This is a genomic window from Salmonella sp. 2018103 (genome assembly GCF_026247685.1).
Lineage (GTDB): Bacteria > Pseudomonadota > Gammaproteobacteria > Enterobacterales > Enterobacteriaceae > Salmonella > Salmonella enterica.
On record NZ_CP111029.1, the window covers coordinates 4,597,131 to 4,610,213 of the forward strand.

At 47.0% G+C, this 13,083-nt stretch carries 11 protein-coding genes and 2 pseudogenes; 2 read left to right on the forward strand and 11 right to left on the reverse strand.

All coding sequences use genetic code 11. The features are described 5' to 3' along the window. Position 1 precedes the first annotated feature (1 nt). Both OLG56_RS22105 and OLG56_RS22110 read right to left on the reverse strand, forming a co-directional pair. Complete coding sequence (locus OLG56_RS22105) at positions 2–985, reverse strand: primase-helicase zinc-binding domain-containing protein (protein WP_061377475.1); 984 nt, start codon at positions 983–985, stop codon at positions 2–4. After that, positions 982–1,858, reverse strand: a pseudogene (locus tag OLG56_RS22110) (integrase domain-containing protein). The gene OLG56_RS22105 and the pseudogene OLG56_RS22110 overlap by 4 nt, the downstream one beginning before the upstream one ends. A 954-nt stretch (positions 1,859–2,812) precedes the next feature. On the opposite strand from OLG56_RS22110, the gene OLG56_RS22115 reads away from it, so the two are divergent. Continuing rightward, positions 2,813–4,039, forward strand: a complete 1,227-nt coding sequence (locus tag OLG56_RS22115) for a phosphoribosyltransferase-like protein (protein ID WP_061377474.1) — start codon at positions 2,813–2,815, stop codon at positions 4,037–4,039. 202 nt (positions 4,040–4,241) lie between these two features. Continuing rightward, entirely contained in the window at positions 4,242–5,387 is a 1,146-nt protein-coding gene (locus OLG56_RS22120) for a reverse transcriptase family protein (RefSeq protein WP_061377473.1), read from the forward strand. A 142-nt stretch (positions 5,388–5,529) separates the two neighbouring features. Here the strand turns inward: OLG56_RS22120 and OLG56_RS22125 are convergent, their stop codons facing one another. The 9 genes and pseudogenes from OLG56_RS22125 to OLG56_RS22430 all read right to left on the reverse strand — a co-directional run bounded on the left by OLG56_RS22125 (position 5,530) and on the right by OLG56_RS22430 (position 12,744). Beyond that, positions 5,530–6,657 (reverse strand): helix-turn-helix domain-containing protein, encoded by a 1,128-nt coding sequence (locus OLG56_RS22125; protein WP_061377472.1) that lies wholly within the window; start codon positions 6,655–6,657, stop codon positions 5,530–5,532. Between the two features lie 3 nt (positions 6,658–6,660). Continuing rightward, complete coding sequence (locus tag OLG56_RS22130; protein WP_058821169.1) at positions 6,661–7,278, reverse strand: hypothetical protein; 618 nt, start codon at positions 7,276–7,278, stop codon at positions 6,661–6,663. Positions 7,279–7,421: 143 nt separating this feature from the next. Beyond that, positions 7,422–8,275 (reverse strand): annotated as a pseudogene (locus OLG56_RS22135) (integrase arm-type DNA-binding domain-containing protein). Positions 8,276–8,530: 255 nt separating this feature from the next. After that, positions 8,531–9,895, reverse strand: a complete 1,365-nt coding sequence (gene mnmE, locus OLG56_RS22140) for a tRNA uridine-5-carboxymethylaminomethyl(34) synthesis GTPase MnmE (protein ID WP_000019081.1) — start codon at positions 9,893–9,895, stop codon at positions 8,531–8,533. Between the two features lie 141 nt (positions 9,896–10,036). Beyond that, positions 10,037–11,683: a membrane protein insertase YidC gene (gene yidC / locus OLG56_RS22145; RefSeq protein WP_000378283.1), complete on the reverse strand. Its 1,647-nt coding sequence runs from the start codon at positions 11,681–11,683 to the stop codon at positions 10,037–10,039. A 2-nt stretch (positions 11,684–11,685) separates the two neighbouring features. After that, complete coding sequence (yidD, locus tag OLG56_RS22150; RefSeq protein WP_001307474.1) at positions 11,686–11,943, reverse strand: membrane protein insertion efficiency factor YidD; 258 nt, start codon at positions 11,941–11,943, stop codon at positions 11,686–11,688. Next, on the reverse strand, positions 11,907–12,266 hold the full coding sequence (gene rnpA, locus OLG56_RS22155) for a ribonuclease P protein component (RefSeq protein WP_000239725.1): 360 nt from the start codon (positions 12,264–12,266) through the stop codon (positions 11,907–11,909). Before rnpA ends, yidD begins: the two co-directional genes overlap by 37 nt. A gap of 16 nt (positions 12,267–12,282) precedes the next feature. Next, entirely contained in the window at positions 12,283–12,423 is a 141-nt protein-coding gene (gene rpmH / locus OLG56_RS22160; RefSeq protein WP_000831330.1) for a 50S ribosomal protein L34, read from the reverse strand. A gap of 228 nt (positions 12,424–12,651) precedes the next feature. Continuing rightward, on the reverse strand, positions 12,652–12,744 hold the full coding sequence (locus tag OLG56_RS22430; RefSeq protein ID WP_418142141.1) for a hypothetical protein: 93 nt from the start codon (positions 12,742–12,744) through the stop codon (positions 12,652–12,654). Positions 12,745–13,083: the final 339 nt, after the last annotated feature.

Sequence of the window (13,083 nt, forward strand, 5' to 3'; positions counted from 1 at the left end):
ACTACGACCTGAGATTTGCAGGAAGCTGCTGGTTGAACACAATCCGGGAAATGGATTCACCGTAGTGACGGTAAAATTCATCCCAGTCGCTCAATGCGGTGACTGCAGGGAGAACCACACAGCCCTTCACTACCTCGGCAGCGGCGGCTGCATTCAGCAACCCGGTATTTTTCTCCTGACTGCAATCATTATCGCCAGCCAGGATAAGGTGGCATTCAGGCCACTGCGCCCGGAAAGCGATGGCCACATTTTTCAGGTTGTATGCCGACAGGGCAGCAACGACTGGAAAATGATGAAGGCATGAGACCGCAAGCGCGGTTGCATATCCTTCGGTAATGATGATGCCTTCCGGTGGTTTGCTGTCCGGTGCCCAGGGTTCCGGTCTACCGTTGCGGCTCGCCAGATGTACCGGGCAAAAACAATCCTTCAGATGGCTACCGGGCTGCAGGTACTTTTTCCCTCCAGGATGAATGAACTGTGCACCTGTCAGCTGCGTGCCTGTATTTCGAATTGGCAATACTAGCGTACCCGCCCCGAAATGCACGCCGCAGATTGTCCGGCTACTACGTTCAGTCAGAAGCCACTGGGCTCGTCGCCAGCCTCGCGTTGTCAGATACGGCGCTTCTCCGGATTCACAATGGCGAAGCAGTGTCTTAATACGCGATTCCATATTCAAAGCCTGTGATTTTTCCCTGGCTGGCGGAACCAGCGGTACAGGATCCATGTCCTGCACCATTCCTGCGGCCGCAACCAGTGCGCAACCGAAGAAGCGGGAAACCAGATCCAGTCCGTCACCTGCGCCGCACTGATTGCAGAACCATGTGCCGCGCCCCTCCAGATCATCCATCCTGAAGCGATCCTTACCCTCACAACAGGGACACGGGCCATGCCGATGATTTGGTGGAATGAAAATGCCCAGTTGTTCAAATATTTTCGGCCAGTTATTGCGTGCCCGATCGGAGACGGCAGAAACGTAATAGCTCATGATTGCCTCCCATACACCTGCTGGTTGTAGCGCCCTCGACCACCGCCATGACCAAGATCCATCGCAACCATCGCCCTGGCTTCCTTTATACTCAGCCCCAGTCCCTGGTAGTGCGCCATCGCCTCCTGCGCCCATGAATAGCGCAGACTGTGTGGTGCATAGGGGCCAGTCAGCCCTGCGCGAACTGCGCTGGCACGCCAGTAATTCATTGCGGCGCGCAGATCGGGTTTTATTGAGCAAACGTCCCCCGCGTTGTGTCATCAGGGGTATAGCTTGGTTCAGGATGCTGCGTAGCCTTTCAGGTTCGAGCACCACCGTCTGACGGGAACGTGATCCTTTGGTGTCAAAAACCACCTGCAATCGATTTTCTCCACGCTCTAACGCAGCGGCCCATGTCTTCAGAGACTGACAACACTGCACCGCTTCCTGTGAACGCAAACCCATTGCTCTGGCAAGCTCCAGCGTCAGAGCCAGCCCTTCATCTTTTTCATGAAAAGCAGACAGCGCCGACAACCAGCGTTTTGAGGTTAATGGTAGATGCGTTCCTGCCCGGCTGGCGTTACCCAGCCCGAGCGCTTTATTGCTGATGCGCTCCGATTGGACAAATTTTTGACGTCCAGACTGAGCAAGGATGGTGCGCAGGGCAGCCATCTCGTTTTGTAGTGTGCGTGGCGTAATGCCTGCTTCCCGTCGCGCCATCACGTAGCTTTCGATATGTGACGATTTCAGATGCTGGAGATCCTGAATCTGGATATTCAGCTTGTGTAGATGCTGGCTTAAACGCCCGGCGATGCGGAGGCGATCATGGACTGTTTTAAAACTGCCGTCAGCCAGCTGGGCGAGTTTTTCCATGCGTTTTGTAAGTTTCGACATAGCTACTCTCCACTCAATTCCCCGACGCGCGGTTGGGCACAGCGTGCTGTGCTGAACGATATCGGTGTGCCGGAGAATGCGCGGATGAGGTATGACGGGGTACGGTGATGCACGAATGCAGCCGCCTGCTCAGGCAGGTATATCCCCACAGGTAAAATGACATGTCCTCCGGTATCGGTTCGGTAGTGCTGGTTTCTCCTCCTGGTAAGTGAATTTCTGACATCTGTTTGAGTGTCAGCCTGTTTGTTGCAGTGAATTTGCAGGCAGTAGCTGGGTTGAAGCTGATCTGCGCGCTGGCGTCACTTTCACTCGCTTACGCTCTTAAAAGTGACGCCGCGTTTTGCAAATTCAGCAGGAAGTACGGACGCAAAGCCTTCGGCAATGCCGTCCGACTTCTCTACAGCGTTCTGTCTGTCGCTACGCTTGCAACAGGGTAGCGATAAAGGGTGTGGTCACCTGTATCGAGACAGGAGGTCAGTTTCAGACCACGCTTCGTTCCCTGGTTGACCGGGGGGCTGACCGCCAAAGGCGCTTCTTACAGGTCGCAGTTCGTCTTAGAACAGGAAGCTTTTAGGGGTACTGCTATGAGTTGGGGATAGGCTAGATCTGGAGGAAGGGGAAAGATGCGGGAAACTGTTTTTGGGATTTGAAGGTTTTATTGAAAAAGATGTGTAATAGGTAATATCACTATAATTATGTTACTGTTATTTATAATGAATAGATATACTTACGTATGTGTAGTTAACACCAATATACATAACTTGCTGTTTAAGGAAGGAGAGGGACTTTAGATCTAGTAAACTTACTCACTCAATGAACTGAAGTAGATAAGGTTATTTTCAATTTTCATTGTTAATATCACGCAGTTTGCAAAAATGATTTTTCTAAATAATCCTTTAAAAAACTAGTTTTTAGTTTTAATATTATATTATATAAATTATGAGGATGTTTAGAATGAGCTCTCATGAAATAACATTAGATAAGACCAAAAGAGCATCACTGTGGCTCGAACAGTTTGATGATGATGATCGGCCTTATGCTAACCTCTTATTGAAAAAGATACATTGGGTATCTAGTTACGAATTTGAAAAAACGATAAAGAATGAGGTCGAGAATATTGGAAATGAAAGTGAGTATGCAATCGCTATTTTTGTTGAGCGTGAAGTTTTACCGGAAGAAAGAGTGTATAAATTCAGTGATAAAAAGCCACAAAGGGCAGATGGGGAAGCATTTGAACCAATTAATATAATAAAAAATCGGAAGGAAATTGGAAGCGAAGGATTGCTTAATACAATAGCAACTAATTTATCAAGATCCGATAGTAGGAAATATTTATATTATCCTCCAGCTAATGTTTTTAGAAAGAAAAAAATAAGAAAGGTTGTCATATTAACTGATACTATCGGATCTGGTAATCAGATGTATAATTTCCTCGATTGTTTTCAGAAAACACCGTCGTTAAAAAGTTGGTATTCATCTCATCATATCAAGTTTTTTGTTGTTTGCTATGCTGCGACACAGGAAGGTTTAAAAAGAATGGAATATCATCCTTTTAAACCAACGATAATCTACAATAAAATATGCCCTACCATTGAAAATAGTTTTTCAGGGGACGAAAAGAAGAAGATAACATCTCTATGTCATAAATATAACCCAGATCAGAATAAAAATACCCCTTTCGGCTATGGGGGAGTAGCGGCACTTATTTGTTATAGTCATGGTATGCCGAATAATGCACCTGCTATACTTTATAAACGTTCAAATTCATGGAAGCCTTTATTTAGAAATAGAACAGCTATTGATTTAAAAGATGAACTCCCTACGGGAGATGCTGATTATGATCCTGAAAATTATTTGAACCTTATGAATCAGAAACGAATAGCCGCATCAGCTAAGTTTCAAAAGCTTAATGATGAAGGTAAAAAATATATCCTAGTTTTATTATCATTAAGACGGTTACCTAGAACGAAAAACGCAATAGCCTCAAGAAGTGGGTTATCATCAAGAATCGTTTCGGATATCTTAGTTCGGTTAACATTTTTGGGATGGATTGATGATAACTATCGACTTACTGATGAAGGGCAGTTACTAATCGAAGAGTTAAGGAAAAAAGGCAAAGCTAAAGAACTTCCAAAACAGGTAAAAGAGGGGTATTATCCTACAACGTTGAGGAGGCCATAATGTTTCATTTAGCGTTAACACAAGTAACTACCATTACTTGTCAGGAGAAGTGTATACCTTTCCTGCGGGCCATATATTTTATGTGCTCATGTATTAGCACTCGCAATAGTGTAAGCAAAATCACGACGATCCCGACTTCGTCGGCTCGATCGTGGTCTTTCTTATCGTCGCGATTTTACTTACCCCTCCGGGGTCAAAGTAAATGAAACAATGGTCTCCTCAGCGTTATCGTGCAGAAGCTCTTATCCAAGGTGTTAAACCGGAGATAATTGATAGTGCGATCTTACACACAAAAAAAATAATAAATTTAAATCCAAAGGTAATACCAATATTGACATTGCGTCACCTTGCTTTTATGGCTGGTGTTGAATATTCTTTTCTACGCAAAGTTATTAATAGAGAACACTTTCATCCGTATAGGTTTTTTCTTATTAGGAAGAGAAGAAGTATTTCAAAACGGAAAATATTTGTCCCTGAACCTCAATTACTTAAGGTACAGAAGTTTATACACGATAATGTTCTTAAGCATATATTGCCACATGATGCTAGCTTTGCATATACACCATATTCATCTATATATGATGCTGCACACGTACATATAAATAGTAGATGGCTTATAAAAATTGATATTACAAACTTCTTTGAGAGTATATCCGAGATAGATGCATATCATGTTTTTAAATGTAATGGATATTCTAATTTAATATCATTCGAATTAGCTAGGATTTGTACTTGGCCTATTCCTCGCTCTCGAAATGAAAGACTGCATAGGCTACAAAATAAATATCTAAAAGAATATAAGTTTTACGATCGTAAACAAGAATTAGGTAGCACACCACAAGGCGCTCCAACTAGTCCTTGTTTATCAAACTTAGTATGTAAAAATTTAGACGCAGAAATAAGTTTTTTATGTGAAAAATTACAAGTTAGATATTCTAGATACTCTGACGATATTACCATTTCATCTACTAATACGAGTTTTTCAAGGCATAATGCCCAACATATCATAGACAGTATTTATATAATTTTGAATAAATATGGTTTCAATCCGAATAAATATAAGACTAAAATAATTCCTCCTGGCGCAAAAAAAATAGTGTTAGGATTAAATGTTGATAAAGATAGTGTCGGGCTTGATAAAGAATTAAAATATAAAATTAAGCAGCATATTCATTTTTGTTTACACGAAAAAGTCGGTCCTGTACAACATGCTAGATTTAAAGGATTCTCTTCGGTTATAGGCTTTCGGAATCATTTACATGGACTAATTTTCTATGCTCGGTCTATAGATGTTATCTTTGGTGAGAAAATGCTCAGTAAATATAATGAGATTAATTGGCCATTTTAGTTTTTGGGTGTTGTATAAGTGACTCATAAAATATTTACGCTAATTTCATTCTTTTAGATGTAGGATGGCGTAATATTTTAAACGGCTATGTCGAGGATTGATTTTTGCTTTTAGAAAGAATGGCGATTTACGCCATTCTTTCTTAGAATTTAAAGGGAACAACTACATTTTCAAAGTCATCGCTTTGGTCTTGAATATAATCAATGCCAGATATTTCAGCTAACAAAGATGGTTTTACGCAGAGTTTGTCTGCAAGCATTTCGAATGAAATACCAAGTTGTTCTTTTAAAACTAATAAACTCTCTTTAAGTATGTGAGGTTCTTCCATTGGGATGGAATCGTCATACTTTTCTTTTTTAGCTTGTCTAGTCTGGCTAAACCAAACATTGGCACTTCTATACTGCTGAGCATTAATAAATCCTAAGAAATGAGCACGATATATGATCGCTCTTGCACTCATTTTCCACCTTAATTTTAGGTGGTATACTTTTTTCCAATCAATTGTTCCTCTTGATGTTATACAAGCAGGAAATTCTCGAGCAAAAGATTTGCGTGGAAATAAAAATGCACTAGCAAAAGCATCGGCTTCTCTTTCTGTTTTTTTACAACCAGTTTCAATGCCATCATGCATGATTAGATGACCGCATTCATGTGCGATATCAAAACGCATTCTACAAACGCTTTCTTTCGCAGTATTACGAATGATAATAGGGTATTTTCTGTTAATTGAAAGAGCGTCAACTTTATCTGAGACCCCATCAAAAGTCGTAACTATTGCTCCTTGGTTTTCAACAACGTTAACCATATTATCTATAGGGGCATCATCTGTTAATCCCCAGCGAACTCGAGCACCCTCTGCAATCTTTTCAATAATAGGAGCAGTGAGTTCAGGGATCTTCTCATTATCAATTAGATTAAAACGGTTCTCTGGTAAGTCTAAGTGTTCATATAATTCAGATACTAATTGTTCAAGAATGGTGCTATATGATTGCACCCTTTCCTTCACACCCGCTGGTGTTGTCTGGCGTTTACGAAAATGGCACTGTTCTGGTTTTACATCACCAGCCAGAGGGTATTCAAAAAATTTAGGCGATACCTGCAAGAGTTCTGCCAAAGCATTGCGTATATCATGTGCAGGTGCTCTGGCATCACTCTCATACTGGTGGATGCTTTGTCTTGTAACCGCAACGGCATCCCCCAATTCTTGCAGGGTATAACCTTTTAGTAAACGGGCGAGCCTTAACCGCTCGCCATAAAATGTCATGGGCATAGCTTACTGACCATCATTCGTATCATCATTTTTTGCTTTTTTCTCTTCTTTCTTTTTAACAGAAACGACTGGTTTCTCGACTTTCACAGGCTCAGGAAGTTCTGCATCAATCGAGCTGATAGCAGGCACTTTCTCATTGAGTGGAATCTCCCAGCATGAAACTTGGGCACCCTCAAGAAAACCAGTGAATGTGACCCGATCCACGTATTTGAATTCGTCTACTTCAATAGCAAAAAACCATATGATATCTGCTGCATCACCAACTTCCTCAAATAAGAAACTAGCTTGGCTCAAAGCTTCATAACATGGAATTAATCGACGTTCTTCAGGACTATCTGGTTTACCTCTATAGAGTCGCACTGGTACTGATTTGATGGAAAACGTAAATTTACCATCTTTTTTTACAATTCCAAGCCAAGGCCATTCTTCTGAGTCCATAGAAGCACGAGCTATCCGTGTTCTGCAACATTCATATGCCCGCATACCGGTTGCGCGCGCTGAGTCGCCTAAATCATCATCATGTCTGTCGACCACATCATCTCTAACGTCGCGGATGAGAGAGGCCAGTTTCTTTAGGCGTTCTTGTGTAAGTTCAGGGTTTAGTTCCCATGGTTGTTTCATTATTAAAAGTAATCCTTGTAGCGTAGGGCTGGTGTAGATCCTGATCGGATTCAGGTGAAATGTAACTTAATAATCTTGCGTTTTTATGGATTTGTCAAGCGTGAGTGAAAAAGTCACTTTATTGTAATCTTGTCAATTTTCTTTTAATTGTTTGATTCATAAGCCTTCCCAAACTTCCCGATAACCACCTTCCGCCCCTCCTCAATCTGCGCATCAACAAAGTCCGCCCAGGACTGAAGCATCTCCCGGCGCTGATTCAGGTATTCCGCACGATTGTAGACACCGCGAACGCCGCCGATCTTATGCGCCAGGCATTTCTCTACCCAGTCGGAGTTGTAGCCTTGCTCATGTAACAATGTGCTGGCAGTACGCCGGAAGTCATGAATAACAAAATCCCTGACGTTCAGATCCAGCGTACGCACTGCGCAGTTAAGCGTTGTTTTGGAGATCGGGCGTCGGTGGTCGTTTCGGCTGGGGAAGACGTAAGGGGAATCTCCGGCCAGAAATTTTAGCTCTTCGAACATCGCCAGCGCCTGCTTTGACAGCGGAACAATATGCGGGTTATCCATCTTCATTCTTTCGCCGGGTATACGCCATTCCAGCGCGTTGAAGTTAACTTCACTCCATGTCGCTTCAATCATCTCCGATTTACGCACCATGCAGATGATTAGCAGGTGCAGGGCCAGCTTGTGGCGAATGTTTTGGCTGCCGTTGGGTCTTTCTGTTTAAGCTTTTCTTCCTGCTTTTTCTGCGCGGGATTGATGCCATGGGCAACCAGTGAGCGGCACTTTTCACGCCAGATCCGCGCTTCTGCAAGTGAGAAAGCTGGGTATTCGCCCTGCGTGATCTGTTGCGATTTGTTGTCAAAGCGGTAGCGGAAACGCCAGATTTTTCGTCCGGTGGGAAGAACTTCAATCACCAACCCGTCATGATCGGCAAGTTGCCAGGGGCGGTTTCTGGGAGCAAGTGTGCGTAATTTGGTATCTGAAAGTGCCATATCTCACCTCTATAGTGTGTCCATGAGAAGGGAGATTTGAGCGTTTTTTATACCGTTTTTTGTGTTCATTTGATGTAATTTTTAGATCAAAAAATAAACAATGGCACACGAGGGATTTAACGATGGGGACAATTCAGGACACAAAAATCGCGGATGAACCCGCACGACTATGGACGAGTATGGAAAGTAAAAACCCGCATTAACAGGCAGTTAATGCGGGTTAGTGAACGTTCACGGACCAGGATGGACTAAAACTTATTTACCTATACAGAAGCTGGAGAAAATCCGTCCCAGCAGGTCGTCGGAGGTAAACTCGCCGGTAATCTCGCTTAAGCTTTGCTGCGCCAGGCGCAACTCTTCCGCCAGCAGTTCCCCCGCCCACGCGCCTAATAGCTGTGCTTTGCCCTGCTCAAGATGTTCAGCGGCTTCCGCCAGCGCCTGCAGGTGACGGCGGCGGGCCAGGAAGCCGCCTTCCATATTGGTATCAAAACCCATGCTCTGCTTGAGGTGGTTACGCAGCACGTCGACGCCTTCGCCGGTACGCGCCGAGAGGCGAACCAGTGAGTGACCATTTACTTCACTAATACCCAGCGTTTCGCCGGTGATATCCGCCTTGTTACGTACCACGGTAATCGGTAGATTTTTGGGCAGACGGGCGATAAAGTCCGGCCAGATGTCGGCAGGGTCAACGGCGTCCGTCGTGGTGCCATCCACCATAAACAGCACGCGATCGGCCTGTTCAATCTCCTGCCAGGCGCGTTCGATGCCGATACGCTCAACTTCGTCGCTGGCGTCGCGCAGTCCGGCGGTATCGATGATATGCAGCGGCATCCCGTCGATGTGGATATGCTCGCGCAACACGTCACGCGTGGTACCGGCGATATCGGTGACAATGGCTGCTTCACGGCCTGCCAGCGCATTCAGCAGGCTGGATTTCCCGGCATTCGGGCGTCCGGCAATCACTACCTTCATCCCTTCGCGCAGCAGGCTACCCTGGCGCGCTTCGGTGCGCACGGCGTCAAGATCGGCGATGACGCCATTGAGCTGCGCTTCGATTTTGCCGTCAGAGAGAAAGTCGATCTCCTCATCCGGAAAATCAATAGCCGCTTCGACGTAGATTCGCAGGTGAGTAAGTGCTTCCACAAGGTGGTTAACGCGGGCGGAAAATGCCCCCTGTAACGAGTTTAGCGCCGAACGCGCCGCCTGTTCGGAACTGGCATCGATCAGGTCGGCAATGGCTTCCGCCTGGGCTAAATCGAGCTTATCGTTGAGGAACGCTCGCTCGGAGAACTCGCCCGGTCGGGCAATGCGCACGCCTGGAAGCGTCAGGATACGTTTTAACAGCAGGTCCAGGATCACCGGACCGCCGTGCCCTTGTAGCTCCAGCACATCTTCACCGGTGAAGGAGTTCGGGCCGGGGAACCACAGCGCAATACCCTGATCCAGCGCGCTGCCGTCAACGTCTTTAAACGGCAGGTAGTCGGCATAGCGCGGCTTCGGCAGCTTGCCCAGCACCTCTTGCGCAACGTCGCGCGCCTTCAGACCAGAGATACGCAGGATACCCACGCCACCGCGTCCCGGTGGGGTTGCCTGGGCGACGATAGTGTCGTTATGGCTCATGGTTAGTCTCAACTTTGTTGCAATAAAAAAAGGCGGTCATATGACCGCCTTTTGATTGTAGGCCTGATAAGCGTTAGCGCCATCAGGCTGACCGGCGCGCCTTGCCGGATGGCGGCTTCGCCTTATCCGGCCTACACCGAATCAGGATTTTTTCTTCTCGCGGCTATGCAGGCCACGCTTCTCCAGACCACGGTAAATCAGCTGCTGCTGAATGATGGTGACCAGGTTGCTGACGATATAGTACAGCACCAGACCTGACGGGAACCACAGGAAGAACACCGTAAAGATGACCGGCATAAAGGTCATGATCTTCTGCTGCATCGGATCGGTCACGGTGGTCGGCGACATCTTCTGAATGAAGAACATCGTTACGCCCATCAGGATCGGCAGAATGTAGTACGGGTCCTGTGCGGACAGGTCATGAATCCACAGCGCGAACGGCGCATGACGCAGTTCAATGGAACCCATCAGCATGTAGTACAACGCCAGGAAGATAGGCATCTGGATGATCAGCGGGAAGCAGCCGCCCAGTGGGTTAACCTTCTCCGCTTTGTACAGGGCCATCATCTCCTGGCTTTGGCGCTGTTTATCATCGCCAAGACGTTCGCGCATCGCCTGAATTTTCGGCTGCAGCATACGCATCTTCGCCATTGACGTGTACTGCGCTTTGGTCAGCGGGTACATGATACCGCGAACGATAAAGGTAATGATGATAATGGAGAAGCCCCAGTTGCCCACAAAGCTGTGGATCCACTTCAGCAACTTGAACAGTGGCTGAGAGATGAACCACAACCAGCCGTAGTCCACGGTCAAATCCAGGTGCGGTGCAACAGCCGCCATTTTATCCTGAATTTCCGGGCCGACCCACAGGGTGCTGGTCATCGCGCCAGTCTGGCCTGGCTGTACCAGTACCGGCTGCGCTTTATAGCCGATAGCGACAATGCCGTTACCCAGATTGGCGGTGTAGAAATTGTTGGTGCCGTCGTTACGCGGAATCCATGCGGTAGCGAAATACTGCTGCAACATTGCCACCCAACCGCCTTTGGAGCTGACGTTGAGGTTTTCGTTATCGGCAATGGTGTCGAATTTGTATTTCTCATACTTCTCATCCGGCGTGGAGTACGCTGCGCCGCGGAACGTATGCAACGCAAAGTTGCTGCTGCCGGTGTCGCGATGAGGAGGCAGGTTGACGGATTGTTTTAACTGACCAAAGGTGGAGACTTCCAGCGGTTTTTCGCCGGTGTTCTGCACGCTATAGTTCACGTTAACCGCATAATCGCCACGCTTAAAGACAAACGTTTTGGTAAACGTGTTGCCTGCGGCGTCAGTATAAGTCATCGGAACCTGCAGTTCGTTCTGACCGTCGGCCAGTACAAACGCCTCTTTCTCGACGTTGTACAGCGGACGCGGGCCGTTCGCCGGGTTATCCGGGCCGTCGCGGCCTGTCAGGCCGCTTTGCGCCTGATAGATAAACTGCGGGGTAGTTTCCAGCAGCTGGAACGGTTCGTTGGAACCCAGTTCTTTCGGGTAAGCCGGGAGCAAGGCCTGCTCGACATCACCACCACGGGTGTTGATAGTCAAATCAAGCACATCGGTTTTCACCGTAATCATTTTCCCCTGGCCACTGGCTGGTACGCCCTGGTCGGCGGCGCTACCCGCTGCGGTGGTCGTTGTCTGCGTGGTCTGTTGAGTCTGAGGTTGCGGATTTTTATCCTGCTCCCAGGCTTGCCAGATCATGAAAGACACGAACAGCAAAGCGATGACTAAAAGATTGCGTTGCGAATCCATCGTTAGTGTTCTCTGGTATCAAATGGTCCGGGCGGGACGGGATCGTCACCACCAGGGTGTAAAGGGTGGCATTTTAATACGCGTTTCACCGTCAACCAACTGCCTTTTATCACTCCAAACCTGCGCAATGCCTCAATTCCGTAGCTTGAGCACGTTGGCGTGAAACGACAATGCGGCCCAAGCAGCGGACTGATCAGGCGTTGATAGACCCGAATAAGGGCTATCAGGACCCGCGAGCCAGGCGACAGTGGCGGCGCCATAATTTTTCCAACGCTTCCGAGAGAGCACGGTTATCGAGGTCGGCAACCCCTTTTTTCGCCACCACCACGAAATCCATTGCAGGAAGTTCATGCTGGCGCAGACGGAAGCTTTCACGCGTCAGACGTTTAATCCGGTTGCGTTCATGCGCACGTCGAACATTTTTCTTGGCGACGGTAAGACCGATACGGGGATGCCCCAGCGAATTCAGGCGGCCGAGGATGGTGATTTGCGGCGTGCCAGCCCGTTGAGGTTGCTGGAAGACGAATGTGAAATGAGCGGGAGTTAACAAACGTAACTCCCTGGGAAATGCGAGCTTAACCACTCAGGGGTTAGCTTTATTACTTGGAAACGGTCAGACGAGCGCGGCCTTTAGCACGACGACGTGCCAGAACCTGACGACCATTTTTAGTAGCCATACGAGCACGGAAGCCGTGAGAACGGTTGCGCTTCAGTACAGACGGTTGAAAAGTGCGTTTCATGGCGATTTCTACCTAAACTTGAATAAATTCACTGACTTTTGCGTATACCCGAACAAACTTTGAACGACTTACGCCACAGTGTGGGTGATTAAAGAGGCCGGATTGTAATAATTGTACACTCCGGAGTCAATTCTCTTTCCTTATTTTCCCGCGATTTTCCACGCCTTTTTGTGCGGAAAATAAGCAGCGTTGACGCCATATGACGGGCATTGCGCGACGGGTGGAGAATTATACGGACTGCCAGGTAAAGCGCAAGGATCGCCCTGGATCTTTATGCGATCTTTTAGGCGTCTGCTCACCTTTACCTATTAATTTTTTCAATATGCGCGCGAAAGCGTACAGGAGTTCCCCAGGATCGATTACACTTATCCTTTCCTGGAAAGTCCTGTGGATAAATCGGGAAGAATCTGTGAGAAACAGAAGATCTCTTGCTCAGTTTAGGCTATGATCCGCGGTCCTGATCGTTTCAAACGATCCTGGTCAGGCATGAACACGGAATCTTTCAGGCTGCGTGAAATCGCGATCGTTTGAAAGATCCGTGAAAACCGCAGACAGCGGTTCGTGCGTCACCCTTCATGCAGGGTCTTATCGACGTGCGCCAACAATCATTAATGTATCAGCCTTTGTCATTTATCGACTTTTGTTCGAGTGGAGTCCGCC

What these genes read in the sequence shown, in the direction of transcription:
- yidD (WP_001307474.1), bottom strand. Translation starts at nt 11,943, where the DNA reads ATGGCGCCGCCACTGTCGCCTGGCTCGCGGGTCCTGATAGCCCTTATT.
- OLG56_RS22115 (WP_061377474.1), top strand. Translation starts at nt 2,813, where the DNA reads ATGAGCTCTCATGAAATAACATTAGATAAGACCAAAAGAGCATCACTG.
- OLG56_RS22125 (WP_061377472.1), bottom strand. Translation starts at nt 6,657, where the DNA reads ATGCCCATGACATTTTATGGCGAGCGGTTAAGGCTCGCCCGTTTACTA.
- yidC (WP_000378283.1), bottom strand. Translation starts at nt 11,683, where the DNA reads ATGGATTCGCAACGCAATCTTTTAGTCATCGCTTTGCTGTTCGTGTCT.
- mnmE (WP_000019081.1), bottom strand. Translation starts at nt 9,895, where the DNA reads ATGAGCCATAACGACACTATCGTCGCCCAGGCAACCCCACCGGGACGC.
- OLG56_RS22130 (WP_058821169.1), bottom strand. Translation starts at nt 7,278, where the DNA reads ATGAAACAACCATGGGAACTAAACCCTGAACTTACACAAGAACGCCTA.
- OLG56_RS22105 (WP_061377475.1), bottom strand. Translation starts at nt 985, where the DNA reads ATGAGCTATTACGTTTCTGCCGTCTCCGATCGGGCACGCAATAACTGG.
- OLG56_RS22120 (WP_061377473.1), top strand. Translation starts at nt 4,242, where the DNA reads ATGAAACAATGGTCTCCTCAGCGTTATCGTGCAGAAGCTCTTATCCAA.
- rpmH (WP_000831330.1), bottom strand. Translation starts at nt 12,423, where the DNA reads ATGAAACGCACTTTTCAACCGTCTGTACTGAAGCGCAACCGTTCTCAC.